The organism is Pseudomonas lactis, assembly GCF_001439845.1.
In the GTDB taxonomy this organism is placed as follows: Bacteria; Pseudomonadota; Gammaproteobacteria; order Pseudomonadales; family Pseudomonadaceae; genus Aquipseudomonas; species Aquipseudomonas lactis.
The window spans coordinates 273,547-293,828 of record NZ_JYLO01000003.1 but is presented as its reverse complement, the minus strand read 5'-3'; the positions used below and the strand labels follow the sequence as shown (position 1 = coordinate 293,828).

Sequence of the window (20,282 nt, the reverse complement as noted above, 5' to 3'; positions counted from 1 at the left end):
TTTATTATGGATAGATAAAGGATGGACAGCGCAGACCGCCAGTCAGTTGCCTGGAACCGGCCCGCATGGCGGCCGCCTAACGCTGCATAGCCCACAAAACGGAGATTGTCATGACCGTACGCATCGAAAATCATCTGTGCTACTTCACACTCGACGACAACGGCCAGGAACAAAGCCTGCCAGCCACCCGGGTGACCATCCTTACCGACAATGACAAAGCCATGTCCTGTGTGGACTTGGCTGGCAAACGGATATACATCACTGAAGCTGAGGCCGACAAACTTACGGTTGAAGGGGCCACGGACAGCCGTAACCATGTGAAGGCGGCAGCACCTGGTTCGGTAATTTAATTGATCTGTATCATCGAACCCACTGACTCCCTGCCCCCCTAGGCCCTGGGGGTGCAGCACATTGACGCACACGAACGCGCCAAACCTATCTGATCCGCTTTTTATCATTCCACCTGAGTCTGTTATGCAAACAGCCCGTCGCCCATAGTTCATCGGCCTGATGGAGGCTGATGAGCGAACGACCATGAGCGAACGAATCCCAACCGTGGAAACCTTTGAGCCCATTCACCCAAAGAAGGTGAAGGCCACATCCAGCGACAACCTGATCCATACCCGCAGTTTTACCGGGCTGTTTCGCACCTTGCGCGTGGGCGGTGCCGGCCTGCTGTTCCTGGCTTTTTTCGGCACCGTGTGGCTGAACTGGGGTGGGCGCCAAGCCGTACTGTGGGACCTGGCCGAGAGCAAATTTCACATCTTTGGTGCGACGTTCTGGCCTCAGGACTTCATCCTGCTTTCAGCGCTGTTGATCATCTGTGCCTTCGGCCTCTTTGCAATCACGGTGTTTGCCGGCCGCGTCTGGTGCGGCTACACCTGCCCGCAAAGCTCGTTCACCTGGCTGTTCATGTGGTGTGAAAAGGTCACCGAGGGTGAACGCAACCAGCGCATCAAACTGCAGGCCGCACCCTGGAGCCTGAATAAGCTGGCACGCCGCTCGGCCAAACACACGATGTGGCTGGGCATCAGCGTGTTGACCGGGCTGACGTTTGTGGGCTATTTCACCCCCATCCGCCCCTTGGCCGCTGAATTGCTGACGTGGCAGATGGGCGGTGTGAGCCTGTTTTGGGTGTTGTTTTTCACGGGTGCCACCTACCTCAATGCCGGTTGGCTGCGCGAAGCGGTGTGCATGCACATGTGCCCCTATGCACGGTTCCAGAGCGTGATGTTTGATAAAGACACCCTGACCATTTCCTACGACGCCGCCCGTGGCGAGCAGCGTGGCCCGCGTAAACGTGACGTGCAGCCAGCCGAGGTTGGCCTGGGCGATTGCATCGACTGCCAACTGTGCGTGCAGGTATGCCCCACCGGCATCGACATCCGCGACGGCCTGCAAATGGAATGCATCGGCTGCGCAGCCTGTATCGACGCCTGTGATTCGATCATGGACAAAATGGGCTATGCCCGTGGTTTGGTCAGTTACACCAGTGAGCATCAATTGCAGGGCGGCAAGACTCACCTGCTGCGGCCGCGCCTGATCGGCTACAGTGCCGTGCTGGTGGTGATGATCGCGGCATTGGTGGTGGCGCTGATTGAACGGCCGATGGTGTCGCTGGATGTGACCAAGGACCGTGGTATGTTCCGCGAAAACAGCCAGGGCTTGATCGAGAACATCTACAGCCTCAAGGTGATCAACAAGACCCAGCAGCGCCAGGACTACCGCCTGGGACTGGTGGACGCCGAGGGCTTCCAGTTGCAAGGCAAGACCCAGGTCAGCCTGGCGCCCGGGGAAATTGTCGATGTGCCGGTGTCGGTGGCGTTGCTGGCGGACACACCGGCCAGCAGTTCCCAAACTATCCGTTTTAAAGTGACGGATGTGGATGAGCCGTGGATTTATACCGCTGCCGACAGCCGCTTCGTTGCGCCCTTGAATCGCTGATATTTCATTAACAATAAAGATCAAATGTGGGAGCTGGCTTGCCTGCGAAAGCGGTAGTGCAGTAACAGATGCACTGACTGACACACCGCCTTTGCAGGCAAGCCAGCTCCCACAGTTCGCCTTGCGTACACATTCAAAAAGCAAATTAGGCCGCCATGAAACGCTACGAAAAATTCGCCGACGACATCGCAGAACTGATCCGCTCCGGCGTCCTCGGCCCCGGCCAGCGCGTGCCATCGGTGCGCTATGCCAGCCAGGCCTACGGCGTCAGCCCGTCCACCGTGTTCCAGGCCTATTACTTGCTGGAGCGTCGTGGCCTGATTCGCGCCCGCCCGCGTTCTGGCTACTTCGTCAACACCCATGCGCCCAGCCCGTTTTCCGAACCGGTGGTGAGTGAGCAGGTGCATGAGTCCACCGATGTGGGCGTGAGCGAGCTGGTGTTCTCGGTACTGGACTCGATCAAAGACCCCAACACCGTGCCCTTCGGCTCGGCCTTCCCCAGCCCCATGCTGTTCCCGCTGCCGCGCCTGGCTCGCTCCCTGGCCAGTGCCAGCCGCGAAATGGACCCACGCCTGGTGGTCACCGACATGTCGCCAGGCAACCCGCAACTGCGCCGGCAGATTGCCCTGCGCTATATGGTCGGCGGCCTGATGCTGCCAATGGAGGAGCTGCTGATCACCAACGGCGCCCTCGAAGCGCTCAACCTGTGCCTGCAGGCCGTGACCGAACCGGGCGACCTGGTCGCCATCGAAGCGCCGGCGTTCTACGCCTGCTTGCAAGTGCTTGAACGCTTGAAGCTCAAGGCCGTGGAGATTCCGGTGCATCCGCGTGACGGTATCGACCTGAACGCCTTGGCCCAAAGCCTTGAGCGCTATCCGATCAAGGCTTGCTGGACCATGACCAGCTTCCAGAACCCCATGGGCGCCACGCTGCCTGAGGAGAAAAAACAGGCGCTGGTGGAGCTGTTGCGCAGCCATCAAGTGCCGTTAATCGAAGATGATGTATATGCCGAGCTGTATTACGGGCAACAAGCCCCAAAGCCGGCCAAGGCCTTCGATACCGAAGGGCTGGTGATGCACTGCGGCTCTTTTGCCAAGAGCCTGGCACCGGGTTACCGCGTGGGCTGGGTCGCCGCCGGGCGCTTCGCGCAGAAGGTCGAGCGGTTGAAACTGATGACCTCACTGTGCCCATCGATGCCGGCCCAGGCGGCGATTGCCGATTACCTGCAACACGGCGGCTATGACCGGCACCTGCGCAAACTGCGCTACGCCCTGGAAGAACAGCAAAGCGCCATGCTGGCGGCCATCGCCCGCTACTTCCCGGCACAGACGCGGGTCAGCCAACCTGCCGGAGGCTATTTTTTGTGGTTGGAATTGCCAGAGCAGACCGACTCGCTGAAACTGTTCCAGATGGCCCTGGCCCAGGGCATCAGCATTGCGCCGGGGCCGATCTTTTCCGCGACCCAGCGCTTCAGAAACTGCATACGCTTGAACTATGGCAGCCCGTGGAACGAAGCCTCGGAGAAGGCCATGGAGACATTGGGGCGGATTGTGCGCTCGTTCTAAATGGAACCTACCGTCGCGTCTTAACGACTCAGAGGCCTCCACAGACCGAATAACGAGACCTGCGTGATCACCTGGAAAAACTGCTCGCTGCCAACACGTGTGCCTCGCAACCTGAGGCCTTTTCCCGTCCCTCGCCACTATATGCGCTGGGCGGAACAACAGCAGGTGCGCCAGATGACAGGCCCGAACGGACGCCCTGCCGGTGATCATCGCTCGGCAGAGGCGATCATCGAGCACAGTAGCGTGACAAAAAACTTCCTCAAAGGCTGCGATTTCTATCAGGTCGTCGATGACCTCAAGCGACAGGTCGGTGACTGGACAAACGCTAATCCAGACCCCAAAGCTCGAGCCAATGCGGCCTACGACCTAGATAAAGTGCTGCGTTTTCTCGATAACGTCGATGACCGAACCCTCAATGGCAGCGATAGCCGTAATGGCCATATCGAGGGTTTTTCCAACTGCGGCTATCGCGTGGTGAAGCACTCCGAAGCCGACCTGCTCCGGCAATTCTCATGGTACGGCTACGAGGTGCTGCGCACGCTGCGGACCTGATCGGCCAGCGCCTTAACGGCCACCGCCCAGGTCAATGAACGTTCCGGTGGAATACGACGCCTTGTCCGACAGTAACCAGATAATGGCCTCCGCCACTTCATCCGGGCGCCCGCCACGCGCCATCGGGATTCCGGACTCCAGCTTGCTGACCCGGTCCGGGTCGCCGCTCAGGGCATGGAAATCGGTAAAGATATAGCCAGGGCGTACCGCGTTGACACGGATACCCTCACCTGCGACCTCTTTCGATAAGCCGATAGTGAAGGTATCCAGCGCCCCCTTGGAGGCAGCGTAGTCAACATACTCACCCGGCGAGCCCAGCCGCGCCGCCACCGACGACACGTTGACGATACTGCCGCCCTGCCCGCCATGGCGGGGCGACATGCGCAACACCGCGTGCTTGGCACACAGGATCGGGCCCAGCACATTGGTCTTGAGGATTTTGAGGATACGAAACTCGGACATCTCATCGACCCGTGACTTGTGCCCCACGGTGCCAGCGTTGTTGACCAGCGCAGTGACCCGACCCAATTCCGCATCAACGCGATTGAACAGGCCGATCACTTCATCCTCGTTGCTGACATCGGCCCGCACGGCAATCGCCTGGGCGCCCAACGCACGCACCTGTTCAAGTACACGGTGGGCCGCGTCTTCATCCGCCTGGTAGTTGATGCAGATGCGATAGCCCTGGCGAGCGGCGAGCAATGCTGTCTGGGCGCCAATGCCACGGCTGCCCCCCGTGATGATGACGACTTTGTCCATGGCTGCGGCCTCCTGATTCAACCGGATGTTTAAGGTTGGATCCAAGAATACCTTTCACTTAATGCTTTTGTCAGGCGCTACCGGCTCTTCGGTGCGCCGGATATTGGCCATGAAGCTGTCGGCTGGCAACGGGTGCCCCAACAAGAAACCTTGCAAGGCGTCACATCCCAGGCGGGTGAGGAAGTCCTGCTGCATATCGGTCTCCACGCCTTCAGCGACAATTCGCAGGCCCAGGGCCTGGCCCAGGGCCACGATGGCCGAGACGATGGCCGCGTCGTCGCTGTCGTGTTCCAGATCACGCACAAAACCACGGTCGATCTTCAACTCGTTGGCCGGCAGGCGCTTGAGGTACATCAGGCTGGAGTAACCGGTGCCAAAGTCATCGATGGACAGGTCCACGCCCATATCCGAGAGCTGCTGCAATACCGTCATGCTCGCGTCGGCATCGCTCATGGCGGTGGTCTCGGTGATTTCCAGCGTGAGGCTGTTGGCCGGCAATTGATGACGCTCCAGCGCGGCCGCTACGCTATTGACCAAGCCGGCGTGGCAGAACTGCAACGCCGACAGGTTGACGGCGATGCGCCAGCTCTCATAACCCTGGGCGTACCACAGGCGCATCTGGCGACAGGCTTCATCGAGTACCCACTCGCCGATGGGAATGATCAGCCCGGTTTTCTCCGCCAGTGCGATAAACGTAGCGGGCATCAGCAAGCCCTGTTGCGGATGCTCCCAGCGCAACAGCGCCTCGGCCCCTACGGCAAGACCACTGACGGCGTCGAACTTGGGTTGGTAATGCAAACGAAACTGCCCCTGCTCCAGGGCATTGCGCAGATCCTGCAGCAATTGCAGTTGTTTGCGCGCATTGGTGTTCATCGACACATCGAAGAAGCTGTAGCCGTTCTTGCCCATGCCCTTGGCGTGATACATCGCCGCGTCGGCGTTCATCAGCAGTTCCTGGGGGTTATTACCGTTGCCCGGGAACATGGCGATACCGATGCTCGCCGAAATCTGCAACTCATGTTCGGCCACCGTGAAGGTGCGATTGATCAGGCTCACCTGGCGCTCGGCCAAGCCCATGACATCGTCGGGCTGGGTGAGCTGCACCAGCAACACAAACTCATCACCGCCGATGCGGGCCAGGGTGTCCTGGCTGCGCAAATCCTCGCGCAAGCGCAAGCCGACCTCGCGCAGCAACTGGTCGCCCAGGTGATGGCCAAAGGCATCGTTGACCGGCTTGAAACCATCCAGGTCGATAAACATCAAGGCAAAGCAACCGCCCCGCTCGTTCACCGCCTGGATGCCTTGTTGAATGCGATCAGCCAACAACGTGCGATTGGGCAGGCCAGTGAGCATGTCATGCAGGGCCAGGTGGGTAAGTTCCTGATTGGCCAGGGTCAGGGAATCGGCGAGTACGGCGGTGCGCGCTTCCAGCCGCGCATCCAGCACCGAGGTCAAGAGCGCAATGACCAGCACCGCCAGCGAAGTGACCAAGACCAGGTTATCCAGGCCCTTGCCGCTCAAGCCGGTCAAGGCGGCGCCGCAGAAGCTGCCATCGGCAAAGCGCGCCGCAGCCATCCCGGTGTAGTGCATCCCCACGATAGCCACGCCCATCACCACGGCGGCGCCACCCCGTGCCAGCCGTACAAAAGGTGTGTTGCGCCGTAGGTTGAAGGCAATCCACAGGGCGGCGCCGGACGCCACCACCGCGATCACCAACGAAGCGCCGAACAAGGTCGGGTCGTAATCAATGCCGGGTGTCATGCGCATCGCGGCCATGCCGGTGTAGTGCATGCTGGCGATACCGGCGCCCATCACCAGCGCGCCAAATGCCAGTTGCCAGGCCGGTAAGCGTGGCTGGCTGACCAGCCATAACGCAAACCCGCTGGATAGCACGGCGATCAACAGCGAAAACAGGGTAATGGCTACGTCAAAGCCCAGGGCAAACGGCAGGCGCAGGGCCAGCATCCCGATAAAGTGCATGGACCAGATGCCGATGCCCATCGCCACTGCGCCGCCAGTAATCCATAGGTAAACAGCCCGCCCCTTGGCGGTTGCGATACGCCCGGCAAGGTCCAAGGCGGTGTAGGACGCCAGGATGGCCACGCACAGGGAAATCACGACAAGGGAGGTTGAATAGCTACCGATCAGCATGGGACGTCTCGCAGGCGACCGGCGCAAAGCCCGTGCCGGGTGGCAAATCGGGCGATTGTAGCGAGTATGAATCCGAGGCAGGTGATTAATTGATCCGTTAGCCACTACGCAGTTTTTGGCGTCAATCGGCTGGCTTCAGCAGGTGTTTTCAACGACATCAAAATGCGGGGTTTGCGCAAATCCCCTGTGGGAGCTGGCTTGCCCGCGAAAGCGGTGTGTCAGTCACCCCATCTGCTACTGCACTAACGCTTTCGCAGGCAAGCCAGCTCCCACAGGGTACTGTGCTTAACTGACTGACATTGGGTCTTGCTCCCACAGAATGCGCGGCGCACCCGGTTATTCCTTTTCAGCCAGGGAGGTCTGGCCGTCCCAACCTCCACCCAAGGCGGCGATCAATTGCACACTGGCCACCAGCCGCGATTGCAGCAAGGTCAACACGGTGCGCTCGTTGCTCAGGGCCGTCGCCTGCACCGTGACCACATCCAGATAGGCAATCAACCCGGCCTTGTATTGGTTTTCGGTCAAGCGCAAGGATTCACGCGCCGCTTCCAGCGCGTCATTGCTGACCACCGCCTCATCGGCGAGCACCTTGAGCTGGACCATGTAGTTTTCCACCTCACGAAAACCGTCCAGCACGGTCTGGCGGTACTTGGCCACGGTCTCGTCATAGCTGGCCACGGTACGGTCAACTTCCGCCGAGCGCTGGCCGCCATCGAACAGGGTCATGGCCAGTTTCGGCCCCACCGACCAGAAGCGGTTCGGCAGGCTGATCCAATCTTCATAGGTACTGCTGGAGTAGCCCCCCGCCAAGCTCAAGGTCAGGTCAGGGTAATAGGCCGCCTTGGCCACGCCAATATTGGCGTTGGCGGCGATCACCGAGCGTTCGGCCGAGGCGATATCGGGGCGCCGCTCCAGCAATTGGGACGGCAGGCTCACCGGTATCTGCGGCAGGGCCGGGATGTCTTTGCTCACCGCCAAGTTGAAGTTGGCTGGCGCCTCGCCGATCAACACCGCAATGGCGTTTTCCAGCTGGGCGCGCTGCCAGATCAGGTCAATCAGGCTGGCCTGGGTGGTCTTGAGCTGAGTTTGCGCCTGGGCGATGGCATCCTTGCCGGCCACACCGGCACGGTACTGGTTTTCGGTCATTTTCAACGAGCGCTGGTAGGTGTCCAACGTGGCTTGCAGCAGGCGCGTCTGCTCGTCCATGACCCGCAATTGCAGGTAGCTTTGCACCAGTTCCGACTGTTGGCTCAGGCGCATTGCGGCCAGGTCGGCCGAGCTTGCCTCGGCGCTGGCTTCGTTGGCCTCCAGGCCACGGCGCAATTTGCCCCAGATATCGGCTTCCCAACTCACGCCTAACTGGGCGTTAAGGGTGTCGCGAATTCCGCTACTGGAACTGCTGAGACTGGCACTGCTGCTGCCGGTGCCCTGGCTGGCGCGGGTTTTGCCAACGCTCAGGTCAACGCTGGGGTAAAACGCCCCGCGTGAGCTGCGCACCAGGGCCTTTGCCTGACGAAAACGCGCTTCGGCCTGGGCGACGGTCTGGTTGGAGGCGTTGAGGCGCACCACCAGGTCGTTGAGTTGACGGTCACCGTACAGCTCCCACCAGGCGCCGCGGGCCAGGGAGTCGCTGGGGTTGGCCTGGCGCCAGCCCTGGGCCTCCTTGAATTGCACCGGCTCGATGACCTCCGGGCGTTTGTAGTCAGGGCCAATGGCGCAGGCGCTGAGCAACATAGCCAGGCCCACTGTAGGAGCGAGCTTGCTCGCGAACGCCGTCAACGATAACGCGCTCATTCTTGATGAGCGCGGCGCATGGGCGTTCTTCGCGAGCAAGCTCGCTCCTACAGGGGTTGCAGGGGCGTTGGTTGGGTCGGTCATAGCGCAGTGTCCAGGGCAGCATCGGTACGCACGCCGCGCCAGGCGTTGAAGCGGTGGCGCGCGCGGTCCAGGTAAAGGTAAACCACCGGGGTGGTGTAAAGGGTCAGGATCTGGCTGAACACCAGGCCGCCAATGATGGTCAGGCCCAGCGGGTGACGCATTTCCGCGCCGTCGCCGCTGCCGAGCAGCAACGGCAAGGCACCGAGGATCGCGGCCAGGGTGGTCATCAGGATCGGCCGCAGGCGCAACAGGCAGGCGCTGCGGATCGACTCCAGCGGGCTCATGCCGTCGTTGCGTTCCAGTTGCAGCGCCAGGTCGATCATCAGGATCGCGTTTTTCTTCACCACGCCGATCAACAGGAACAAGCCCAGCAAGGAGATCAGGCTGAACTCGCCGCCCAGCAAGTAGATCGCCAACAACGCACCGACACCGGCCGACGGCAACGTAGACAAGATGGTCAGCGGGTGAATGTAGCTTTCATACAAAATACCCAGCACCAGGTACACCGCCACCAGCGCGCCGAGAATCATGAACGGCTGGCCTTTCTGGGTCGCGGCGAACGCATCGGCAGTGCCTGCCATCTTGGCGATCACGTCTTCGGGCAGCCCGACCTTGGCAATCGCACGCTCGATGGCCGCCGTGCCCTGCTCCACCGTGACCCCGGGCGCCATGTCGAAGGCGATATTCTCCGAAGCAAACTGGCCTTCATGGCTGACGCGGTCGTCGGCCAGGCTGTTCTCATAATGGGCAATGGTCGACAACGGCACCCGTGCGCCGTCGGCGGTGATCACCTGCATCTGGTTGAGGGTGATCGGGTCCTGGGCGTATTTGGGGTTGACCTCCATCACCACCTGGTACTGGTTGAGGCTGTCGTAGATGGTGGAAATCTGCCGCTGGCTGTAAGCGTTGTTGAGCACCGCCGTGACCATGTCCATGTCGATACCCAGGCGCTTGGCCTGGTCGCGGTCGACAATCAGCGTGACCTGGGCCGCGCCCCGGCCTTCGCGGGCGTCGATGGCGGTCAGCTCTGGCAATTCACGCATGGCTGCCACCACTTTCGGGTACCACAGGCGCAGCGCGGCCAAGTCACCGCTTTGCAGGATGTAGGAATACTGCGCGCTGGTCTGGTCGCGGCTGCCACCAAATTGCAGGTCCTGGTCGGCCATCAGGAACAAGCGCCCGCCCGGCACCAGCGGCACCTCTTTGCGCAAGCGCTCGATCACTGCCTGGGCAGAGATCTTGCGTTCACTGATTGGCTTGAGGCGCACCAGCATCACTGCATTGTTGGTACCGTTATTACCGCCGATAAAACCGGCTACGCTCAGCACAGCCGGGTCCTTGAGCACCGCCTGGCGAAAGATCTCCATCTTTGGCTGCATCACGCTGAACGACAGGCCATCGTCACCGCGCACAAAACCGATCAACTGGCCGGTGTCCTGCTGGGGCATGAAGGTTTTGGGCACCACCACGTACAGCGCGATATTCACGCCCACGGTGACCAACAGGCTGAGCAAGGTCAGGCGCCGATGGCGCAGCACCCAGTCCAGGCTGGTGGCGTAGCCGGCGACCATACGGTCGTTGACCTTCTGGCTCCAGCGCTGCAAACCGGTCTGCCGGTCCTTCACATGCGGCTTCAACCAGCGGGCGCACAGCATGGGCGTCAGGGTCAGCGAAACAATCAGCGAGACGATGATCGCCGCCGACAAGGTGATGGAAAACTCACGGAACAGGTTGGTGACGATCCCGCCCATAAACAGAATGGACAGGAACACCGCCACCAGCGACACGTTCATCGACAGCAAGGTAAAGCCGACTTCCTGGGCGCCCAGGTAGGCGGCTTTCATCGGTGGCACGCCCTCGTCGATGTGCCGGGAAATGTTCTCCAGCACCACGATGGCATCGTCCACCACCAGCCCGGTGGCGAGGATCAGCGCCATCAGCGAAAAGTTGTTCAGCGAAAAACCGTACAGGTACATCACCGCAAAAGTGCCCACCAACGACACCGGCACCGCCAGGGTCGGGATCAGCGAAGCACGGAAGTTACCCAAGAACAGGTACACCACCAGGATCACCAGCCCCACGGCAATCAGCAGGGTCATTTCCGCTTCATGCAGGGTGGCGGTGATCACGGGCGAGCGGTCCATGGCCAGGCTGAGCTTGACGCTGGACGGCAACACCGCCTGCAACGCCGGCAACTGCGCCTTGATCTGCCGTACGGTTTCGATGATGTTGGCGCCGGACTGGCGGTTGATCACCAGCAACACCGCCGAATCATTGTTGAAGAAGCCGCTGTTGTAGCGGTCTTCAACGCCATCAGTGATCTTCGCCACGTCCTTGAGGCGCAGGGCGGCGCCGTCTTGGTAGCGAATCAGCAGGGGCTCATAGTCCTTGGCTTTTTCCAACTGATCGTTGGCCTGGATCTGCCAGTTGCGCTCGCTGTCTTCCAGCGAGCCTTTGGGCCGGCGCTGGTTGGCGTTGGCGATGGTGTTGCGCACATCGTCCAGAGCAACGCCGTACTGATCGAGGGCCTTGGGTTCCAGCTCGATGCGCACCGCCGGCAGCGAACTGCCGCCGATCTGCACTTCGCCCACGCCCGGCACCTGGGACAGGCTCTGGGACAGGATGGTCGAGGCCAGGTCATACAACTGCCCTTTCTGCAGCACGTCGGAGGTCAGCGACAGCACCATGATCGGCGCCTGGGACGGGTTGATCTTCTTGTAGGTGGGCATGCTGCGCATGCCGCTGGGCAGCAGGTTGCGCGATGCGTTGATGGCCGCCTGCACTTCCCGCGCCGCGCCGTTGATGTCGCGGTCGGAATCGAACGCCAGAATCACCCGGGTAGAGCCCTGGCTCGAGGAACTGCTCATGGTGGTGATACCGGCAATCGCGCCGAATGAGCGCTCCAGCGGCGTGGCCACCGTAGACGCCATCACCTCGGGGCTGGCACCGGGCAAGCTGGCCGACACCACAATCACCGGGAAGTCGATCTGCGGCAATGGCGACACCGGCAGCAGGTTGAAGCTGACGCCACCGAGCAACATGATCGCCAGGCTCAGCAGCATGGTGGCTACCGGCCGGCGGATGAAAGGTCCGGACAGGTTCATGGCTCAACCGGCTCCAGGCGTTGCGGCTCTTTGCGCCAGCGCCGGCCAAGACGATCGAAGTACAGGTAGATCACCGGCGTGGTGAACAGCGTCAGCACCTGGCTTACCAGCAAGCCACCGACCATCACCAGGCCCAGGGGCTGGCGCAGTTCGGCGCCGGAGCCACTGGCGAGCATCAACGGCACCGCACCGAACAAGGCCGCCAGGGTGGTCATCAGGATCGGCCGGAAGCGCAACAGCGCGGCCTGGTAGATCGCCGTCTGTGGGTCCAGGCCCTGGTTGCGTTCGGCGTCGAGGGCGAAGTCGATCATCATGATCGCATTCTTTTTCACGATACCGATCAACAGGATGATGCCGATGATCGCGATCATGCCTAGGTCATTGCCGCTGAGCAGCAACGCCAGCAAGGCCCCCACCGCCGCCGACGGCAAGGTCGAGAGGATGGTGACCGGGTGGATATAGCTCTCATAGAGCACACCGAGCACGATGTACATGGTGACCACCGCCGCCAGGATCAACAGCAAAGTGCTCGACAACGAAGCTTCGAACGCCTGGGCCGCGCCCTGGAACTGGGTTTGCACGCCCACCGGCATGCCGATGTCCTTCTGGGTCTGGTTGATCAGTTCCACGCCTTTGCCCAGCGCCACGCCGGGCGCCAGGTTGAACGACATCATCACCGCCGGGAACTGGCCGATATGGGCAATCGCCAATTGCGCCTGGCGCTGTTCCACATGGGCCAGGCTCGACAGGCGTACCTGGCCACCGTCGGTGGTTTTCACATGGATCTGGTTGAGGGCCGCCGGGCCGAGGGTTTCGCCGGACTGGGCCTGCAACACCACCCGGTACTGGCTGGCCTGGGTGTAGATGGTGGAGATCTGGCGCTGGCCGAAGGCGTCATACAGCGCATCGGTGATGGTCGAAACACTCACGCCCAGGCGCGAGGCCGCATCGCGATCAATCACCAAGTACACCTGCAAGCCTTTGTCCTGCAGGTCACTGGCGACGTCGGTGAGTTCCGGCAACTGGCTGAGGGCATGCACCAGCTTGCCGCTCCACAATGCCAACAACTCGGCGTCTGGCGAAGACATACTGAACTGGTACTGGGTACGGCTGACCCGGTCCTCGATGGTGAGGTCCTGGACCGGTTGCATGAACAGGCGGATGCCTACCAGCTTGTCGATCTGCGCTTGCAGGCGGGTAATTACCTCGGCTGCGCTCAAGTCGCGCTGGCCGTGGGCCTTGAGGTTGATCAGCAAGCGGCCGCTGTTGAGGGTGGCGTTATCGCCGTCCACACCAATGTAGGACGACAGGCTCTCGACGGCAGGGTCGGCGAGGATGATCTTCGCCAACTCCTGCTGGCGTTGGCTCATGGCCGCAAAGGAAATCGACTGCGGCGCTTCGGAAATGCCCTGGATCACCCCGGTGTCCTGCACCGGGAAAAAGCCCTTGGGCACCACCAGGTACAGCACCACCGTAAGGCCCAGGGTGGCGATGGCCACCAGCAACGTCAGCGGCTGGTGCTTGAGCACCCATTGCAGCTTGCGGCCGTAGGCTTCGATCAGCCAATCAATCCAGGCGCCGCTGGCTTTGTAGAAGCGGCCCTGCTCTTCTTCCTTGGGTTCGCGCTTGAGCAGGCGCGCGCACATCATGGGCGTGAGGGTCAGGGACACCACCAGGGAAATCAGGATCGCCACGGCCAGGGTGATAGCAAATTCACGGAACAGCCGCCCGACCACATCAGCCATGAACAGCAGCGGGATCAACACCGCAATCAGCGACAAGGTCAGGGATATCAGGGTGAAACCGATCTGCTTGGCGCCCTTGAGCGCGGCCGCCATCGGCGTCTCGCCTTCCTCGATATAGCGCGAGATGTTTTCCAGCATCACGATGGCGTCGTCCACCACAAACCCGGTGGCGATGGTCAGGGCCATCAGTGTCAGGTTATTGATGGAGAATCCGGCCAGGTACATCACGCCAAAGGTGCCCACCAGGGACAGCGGCACGGCGATGGACGGAATGATCGTGGCGCTGACGCGGCGCAGGAACAGGAACGTCACCATCACCACCAGGGCAATGGCGATCAGCAATTCGTGCTGCACGTCTTTGACCGAGGCGCGGATGGTCTGGGTGCGGTCGGTGAGCACCGTCACGTCCAGGCCAGCCGGCAGGTTGTCGGTGATGCTGGGCAGCAGGGCCTTGATGCGGTCCACCACCTCGATCACGTTGGCGCCTGGCTGGCGCTGGATATTGAGCAGCACGGCCTGGTTCTCGTTGGCCCAGGCGGCAAGACGTTCGTTTTCGGCACCGTCGACGATCTGCGCCACATCCTTGAGCCGCAGCGGCGCACCATTGTTGTAGGCCAGGATCAGTTCGGCATATTGCTCAGGCGAAACCAACTGGTCGTTGGCATCGAGCATCGACACGCGGGTGGGGCCGTCAAAGTTACCCTTGGGCTGGTTGACGTTGGAGGCGGCGATCAGGGCGCGCACGTCCGAGAGGTTCAAGCCATTGGCCGCCAGGGCCTCGGGGTTGACCTTGATGCGCACGGCCTGGCGCTGACCACCGGCGATGCTGACCATGCCGACGCCGCTGATCTGCGCGATTTTCTGCGCCATGCGCGTGTCGACCAAGTCATTGAGCTTGGGCAACAACATGGTCTTGGAGGTGATTGCCAGGGTCAGCACCGGGGTATCCGCCGGGTTGACCTTGTTGTACACCGGCGGCGCCGGCAAATCCTTGGGCAGCAGGTTGGTGGCGGCGTTGATCGCAGCCTGCACCTGTTGCTCGGCGACATCCATATTGATGTCGAGGTTGAAACGCAGGGTCAGTACCGAGGCACCGCCGGAGCTGGTAGACGCCATCTGGGTCAGCCCGGGCATCTGCCCGAACTGGCGCTCCAGCGGTGCGGTGACCGCGCTGGTCATCACATCGGGGCTGGCGCCGGGGTACAGGGTCATCACCCGGATGGTCGGGTAATCCACCTGGGGCAATGCCGATACCGGCAGCAGGCGGTACGAAATGATGCCGGCCAGGACAATGGCCAGCATGCTCAGCGTGGTGGCGACCGGGCGAAGGATGAACAGGCGCGACAGGTTCATGAACCGACCTTTTGCGCCTTGCCGGCGTCAGCACCGGTCTCCCCTTTCGCTGCGGGCTTGCCTTGCAGGTGCTCGGTCGGGGTGGTCGGCACCTCGCTGCTGGCGTTGACCACTTCGATCTCGCTGCCGTCCTTGAGGCGGTCAGTACCTTCCAGCACTACGCGGTCGCCAGCGGCCAGGCCTTCCTTGATCACGGTGTTTTCGCCGTCGGTGTCGCCCACCACCAGCGGCTGGACCTTGACCTTCTTGTCGCCGTCGAGCTTGTAGACAAAGGTGCCATTGTTGCCGAACTGGATCGCCGCGGAGGGCGCCAGCACTACGTTGTTCAAGGTGTCGGCCAGCAGGTGCACATTGACGAACTGGTTGGGGAACAGCGCCTGGTCCTTGTTATCGAAACGCGCCTTGAATTTCAGCGTGCCGGTAGTCACGTCAATCTGGTTGTCCAGGCTTTGCAGTACACCGACCGCCTGTTTTTTCACGTCGCTACGGTCCCAGGCTTCCACGGGCAACTTGTTGCCGGCGTGGTAACGGGCCAACACGGTTTCCAGGGTATTTTCCGGCAGGGTGAAGGCCACGCTGATCGGCTGGGTCTGGGTGATCACCGCCAGGGCGGTGGTGTCGTTGGCGGCGACGAGGTTGCCGACGTCAAGCTGGCGCAAACCGACGCGGCCACTGATGGGCGCGCGGATCTTGGTGAATTCCAGGTTGAGCTTGGCGTCGTCCACCGCGCCCTGGTTGGTCTTGACCGTGCCCTGGTATTGCAGAACCAGCGCTTCGGCGGTGTCCAGAGTTTGCTTGGCGATACTGTCCTGGGCGTACAGGTCGCGGTAACGCTGTACATCGACCTGGGCGTTCTTCAACTGGGCCTGGTTCTGCAGCAAGGTGCCCTGGGCCTGGAGCAAAGCGTTCTGGTAGCTGCGCGGGTCGATTTCTGCCAGCAGGTCGCCGGCCTTGACCATCTGCCCTTCCTCGAAGGCGATCTTGACCAGCTCACCGCCCACCCGGCTGCGCACATTAATGGTGTTCAGCGCCGTGACCGTACCCAGGGCCTTGTAGTACACCGGAAATTCCCCCAGCACCGCCGGCGCCACACGCACCGGTACCGGCCCGGTGGAACCACCGAAGCCCGGGCGCGCCATGCCGGTCTTGCCCGTGTGCCCCGCCGGAGCATCTTTATGGGCTGCGCCACTGGGCCAGAATTTCCAGCACAGGCCGGCGATAACCAGCAGCACGAGCAGGCCAAACAGCCAGCGGCGGGAGTTGCGGGAGGAGGATTGCATGGAGTGATCAACCATTGGGGGTGAGAGCTTCTTCTTCGGGAGGCTGAAAGATAAGCACTGGGGTGCGTTTAGAAAAGCACCTTTACCGGCTATTTACCTTAGGCTTACAACGTTTAACTTTTTGATCTTAGTCCACCGGCTATTTCGCTAAGCCGCTGACGCTCAAATAAAAACGGCCTGGACTAGGCCAGGCCGCGATCATGCATCATACGTGTTACTGCCAAACGACAGTCATACGTAGAAACAGTTACTTCAACACAGCCAGGGCGGCGTCGTAGTTTGGCTCTTCAGCGATTTCCTTGACCAACTCGCTGTGCAGCACGTTGTCGTTTTCGTCCAGCACCACGACAGCGCGAGCGGTCAGGCCCTGCAGCGGGCCGTCAGCGATGGAAACACCATAGTCAACGGCGAAGTCGGCGTTGCGGAAATCCGACAGGTTCTTAACGTTTTCCAGGCCTTCGGAACCACAGAAACGCGCTTGGGCGAATGGCAGGTCGGAGGAGATGCACAGCACCACGGTGTTGGCCACATCGTTGGCCTGGGCGTTGAACTTGCGCACCGAAGTGGCACAGGTTGGGGTGTCAACGCTTGGGAAGATGTTCAGCACTTTGCGCTTGCCGGCAAAGGTAGCCAGGGTGGCGTTGGACAGATCGCCGGCGGTCAGGGTGAAGTCTGCAGCTTTGGCGCCGACTTTCGGCAGTTCGCCTTCAACCTGGACCGGGTTGCCTTTAAGGGTGACTTGAGCCATGAACGGAATCCTTATGCTGGGTTTGGTTAAACGAATTCGAGAGGCGGAAGTTAACCACAAAGTGCCGAAGCTACCTACCGCCAGACACAAATTGTCATGTCCTCACGCATGATCAATACCGACACCGTCTGGAATCGGGCGCGAACACGTGCTTACCCGCCGAAATTGCGCTGATTTAGGCTCAGTTCGATAGACAGGAAATGCCGGGCACCGGAGGTGCCCGGCAAGACGTTGGCGCTCGCGAGCTAGATGCTTACGGCATGCGTCGCTATTGCCCGATCATCGGGTCCGGACATATCAAAGATAAACTCTGCCCTGAACGTTACCGTCTGAGTCCCGCTCGGAATCGCTACTGACTTGTAGTTTGACCAAGTATGCCACTGCCCATCCTGCTTACGGTCATCGGGCGAGTCCAGGTCCCATACCGTGTTGTTGCCGACCTTGACCTCGTAATTAATATTGGCTTTGTTACGTGAACTATCGCCGCTGATCATGTACTCCTCGGTGGTCAACGTCAGCGTGTTACCTGAGCGCTGAAACCTGATACGCAAATTGCCGCTATAGCCGGTAACACCCCTTGTCAATGTGACGTTATGCCAATCAGCTTTAACCGCGTTCCCCTTGTTGGTTTGTTCATGGTCATCCATGGTAGGCACCTCCTAAAAACGATTTGATGAGTTTCCGACCGCCCTACATCCGGAAAGCTGTAGCGAACCTAACACCCTGCACAAGCCGCGATAACTGTGAACGTTGACAGGCCACAAGCTCATTTCGCAATTAAAAACCACGCATTAATCAGCATTTGCTCGCAAGGCTTGTTGCGACGCAAAAGTATGATTTAATCATTCGCTTTTTAAGGCCCGCCGACGGCACGAAGGACTCATTTCATGCATCAACCCGCCACCAAAGTCCTGGTCATTGGCTACGTCTGGCCCGAGCCCCGCTCCTCGGCAGCGGGCGGGCATATGATGCAAATCCTTGAGAGCTTTCTTACGCAAGGTTGGGACATTACCTTCAGCAGCCCCGCCACCATTGGCGAGCACAAGGCCGACCTGCCCGCACTCGGAATCGCCGAACGCGCCATCGAACTGAATAACAGCAGTTTCGATGACTTTGTCCGCGAACTGGCCCCGGACATCGTATTGTTCGACCGTTTCATGATGGAGGAGCAATTCGGCTGGCGCGTGGAACAATGCTGCCCCGACGCCCTGCGGGTGCTGGAGACCTCCGACCTGCAAAGCCTGCGGGACGCTCGCCACCAGCGTTTCAAGGAGCAGGTGAAAGCCAACCCCGACAGCGACGACTTCAGCGCCCTGTTCGCGCCGGCATTGGAGGACGAGCTCCAGCGCATGGCCGATACCGACTTGGCCAAACGCGAAATCGCCGCCATCTACCGCTGTGACATCAGCCTGATGATCTCCGACGTGGAAATCCGCCTGCTCACCGAACAGTTCAAGGTGCCGGCCGCCCTGCTCCACTGGTGCCCGTTGATGCTGCAACCGCCCACCGACGCATTTGCGCCCTTTGAAGACCGTGCGCATTTCCTCAGCATCGGTAACTTCCGCCACGCGCCCAACTGGGATGCGGTGCTTTGGATGAAGCACAGCCTGTGGCCGCTGATTCGCCAACAACTGCCGGGCGCGCAGTTGCACATCTACGGTGCCTACACGCCGCCCAAGGCCACGGCCCTGCACAACCCGGCGCAGGGTTTCCATGTGATGAACTGGGCCGAAGATGCGCTGCAAGTCATGACGGCCGCGCGTATCTGCCTGGCACCACTGCGCTTTGGCGCCGGCATCAAGGGCAAGTTGGTGGACGCCATGCTGTGCGGCACGCCCAATGTCACCACCCCCATCGGTGCCGAGGCCATGGGCGATGACCAACCCTGGCCCGGCGTAATCGCACAGGACGCCCCGGCCCTGGCCGCCGCTGCCGTTGCCCTTTACCAAAGCCGCGAGCGCTGGACCCAGGCCCAGGAACAAGGGCGCCAACTGCTGGCCCGGCGCTATGACCAGGACGTGCACGGGCCCGCCTTGGTGGAATGCCTGGAACGTTGCCGCAGCAACCTTGCGGCCCATCGCCGGGACAACTTCACCGGCAGCATGCTGCGCCACCACGCGCATAAAAGTACCCAGTACATGTCCCAGTGGATCGAGGCCAAAAACCGCACCCTATAAACACTGGCGCTGGCGAGGTCGCGCGGGACGGGGCATTATCCTACGCAGCAACCACAATAAAGCGACGGCAGCATGACCCGAGCAACGCGCATCACCGACCCTTCCTACGAGCTGATGGACGACCACAACGGCCTGTCCATCATCTATCGCCAGCACGGCTTCCCCTGCCCCCTGGTGCGCTGGCATTTCCACAAGGAATACGAACTGCACCTGATTGTCGCCAGCTCCGGCAAGGTGTTTATCGGCGACTACATCGGCAACTTCTACCCCGAAAGCCTGTTCCTCACCGGCCCCAACCTGCCCCATAACTGGATCAGCCAGGTGGAAGAAGACGAAGTGGTGCCCAAGCGCGACATGCTGGTGAACTTCACCGATGAATTGTTCGAACACGGCAGCCACATCTTCACCGAACTCAAAAGCCTGGCGCCGCTGCTTGAACGTGCGCAATACGGCATCGAATTTCGCTGCAAGAAAACCATCGCCCACGCCATGACCCTGATGCAACGCATCGAAGACGCCCAAGGCATGGCACGCCTGGGGCACTTCTTTATCCTGCTGGAAGTATTAAGCGCCTGTGAGGACTACCAGTTACTGTCCGGCGTGACCACGCCACAGCAAGCCGACGAACACAGCATCGACCGCACCAACCGCGCGGTGGACTACATCTTTGCCCACTACGCCCGGGAGCTGCCGCTGGAAGAAGTGGCGGAGTACCTGGGGATGAAGCCAACGTATTTTTCCAGGGTGTTCAAACAGGCGACCGGGCGCACTTTTATTGAATTCGTCAATCGGCTGCGCATCAGCAAGTCCTGTGAATTGCTGGCCGATGGGGACAAGGCGGTGACGGATGTGTGCTTTGAGTCGGGGTTCAATAATATTTCCAACTTCAATCGGCGGTTTCAGCAGCTTAAGGGGATGACGCCGTCTCACTATCGGCGGTTGGCGGTGCAGCGGTTGACGGAGCAAAATCTGGCTTAAGCGGGGCATCCACTGGTCAGAACTGTCGATTCTGACAGTGTCGTACAG

The 20,282-nt window shown here is 60.8% G+C and carries 14 protein-coding genes; 6 read left to right on the top strand and 8 right to left on the bottom strand.

What is annotated here, in order from left to right; all coding sequences use genetic code 11:
* The first annotated feature begins 110 nt into the window (after positions 1-110).
* The 4 genes from TX24_RS06345 (at position 111) to TX24_RS06330 (ending at position 4,061) form a co-directional block, all read left to right on the top strand.
* Positions 111-350, top strand: coding sequence for a DUF3203 family protein (locus tag TX24_RS06345; protein WP_057709922.1), 240 nt, complete (start codon positions 111-113; stop codon positions 348-350).
* 184 nt (positions 351-534) lie between these two features.
* Positions 535-1,944: a cytochrome c oxidase accessory protein CcoG gene (gene ccoG / locus TX24_RS06340; RefSeq protein WP_057709921.1), complete on the top strand. Its 1,410-nt coding sequence runs from the start codon at positions 535-537 to the stop codon at positions 1,942-1,944.
* A gap of 155 nt (positions 1,945-2,099) precedes the next feature.
* Entirely contained in the window at positions 2,100-3,509 is a 1,410-nt protein-coding gene (mapR, locus tag TX24_RS06335; protein WP_034135502.1) for a GntR family transcriptional regulator MpaR, read from the top strand.
* 63 nt (positions 3,510-3,572) lie between these two features.
* The gene (locus tag TX24_RS06330) at positions 3,573-4,061 is read left to right on the top strand and encodes a hypothetical protein (protein WP_244175822.1); all 489 of its coding nucleotides are present in this window, start codon (positions 3,573-3,575) and stop codon (positions 4,059-4,061) included.
* 12 nt (positions 4,062-4,073) lie between these two features.
* Here TX24_RS06330 and TX24_RS06325 read toward each other — a convergent pair whose 3' ends face one another.
* From TX24_RS06325 to TX24_RS06290, 8 genes are all read right to left on the bottom strand, one after another.
* Positions 4,074-4,820 (bottom strand): SDR family oxidoreductase, encoded by a 747-nt coding sequence (locus TX24_RS06325; RefSeq protein ID WP_003190975.1) that lies wholly within the window; start codon positions 4,818-4,820, stop codon positions 4,074-4,076.
* Between the two features lie 54 nt (positions 4,821-4,874).
* Positions 4,875-6,971 carry a putative bifunctional diguanylate cyclase/phosphodiesterase gene (locus tag TX24_RS06320; protein WP_057709920.1) on the bottom strand — a complete coding sequence of 699 codons (2,097 nt, stop codon included), beginning with the start codon at positions 6,969-6,971 and terminating at the stop codon, positions 4,875-4,877.
* A 336-nt stretch (positions 6,972-7,307) separates the two neighbouring features.
* Positions 7,308-8,849, bottom strand: coding sequence for an efflux transporter outer membrane subunit (locus TX24_RS06315; RefSeq protein WP_003190972.1), 1,542 nt, complete (start codon positions 8,847-8,849; stop codon positions 7,308-7,310).
* On the bottom strand, positions 8,846-11,953 hold the full coding sequence (locus TX24_RS06310) for an efflux RND transporter permease subunit (protein ID WP_003190971.1): 3,108 nt from the start codon (positions 11,951-11,953) through the stop codon (positions 8,846-8,848). Before TX24_RS06310 ends, TX24_RS06315 begins: the two co-directional genes overlap by 4 nt.
* Entirely contained in the window at positions 11,950-15,051 is a 3,102-nt protein-coding gene (locus TX24_RS06305) for an MdtB/MuxB family multidrug efflux RND transporter permease subunit (protein ID WP_057709919.1), read from the bottom strand. The genes TX24_RS06310 and TX24_RS06305 overlap by 4 nt, the downstream gene beginning before the upstream one ends.
* The gene (locus tag TX24_RS06300; protein ID WP_003190969.1) at positions 15,048-16,346 is read right to left on the bottom strand and encodes an MdtA/MuxA family multidrug efflux RND transporter periplasmic adaptor subunit; all 1,299 of its coding nucleotides are present in this window, start codon (positions 16,344-16,346) and stop codon (positions 15,048-15,050) included. The genes TX24_RS06305 and TX24_RS06300 overlap by 4 nt, the downstream gene beginning before the upstream one ends.
* A 232-nt stretch (positions 16,347-16,578) precedes the next feature.
* Positions 16,579-17,079: a thiol peroxidase gene (tpx, locus tag TX24_RS06295; protein ID WP_003190967.1), complete on the bottom strand. Its 501-nt coding sequence runs from the start codon at positions 17,077-17,079 to the stop codon at positions 16,579-16,581.
* Between the two features lie 245 nt (positions 17,080-17,324).
* Positions 17,325-17,726, bottom strand: a complete 402-nt coding sequence (locus TX24_RS06290; RefSeq protein ID WP_032900599.1) for a hypothetical protein — start codon at positions 17,724-17,726, stop codon at positions 17,325-17,327.
* 240 nt (positions 17,727-17,966) lie between these two features.
* Here TX24_RS06290 and TX24_RS06285 point away from each other — a divergent pair, with 240 nt between their 5' ends.
* Positions 17,967-19,256, top strand: coding sequence for a glycosyltransferase (locus tag TX24_RS06285; RefSeq protein ID WP_057709918.1), 1,290 nt, complete (start codon positions 17,967-17,969; stop codon positions 19,254-19,256).
* A 72-nt stretch (positions 19,257-19,328) separates the two neighbouring features.
* Positions 19,329-20,234, top strand: coding sequence for an AraC family transcriptional regulator (locus tag TX24_RS06280; RefSeq protein ID WP_003190965.1), 906 nt, complete (start codon positions 19,329-19,331; stop codon positions 20,232-20,234).
* The last annotated feature ends 48 nt before the right edge of the window (positions 20,235-20,282 follow it).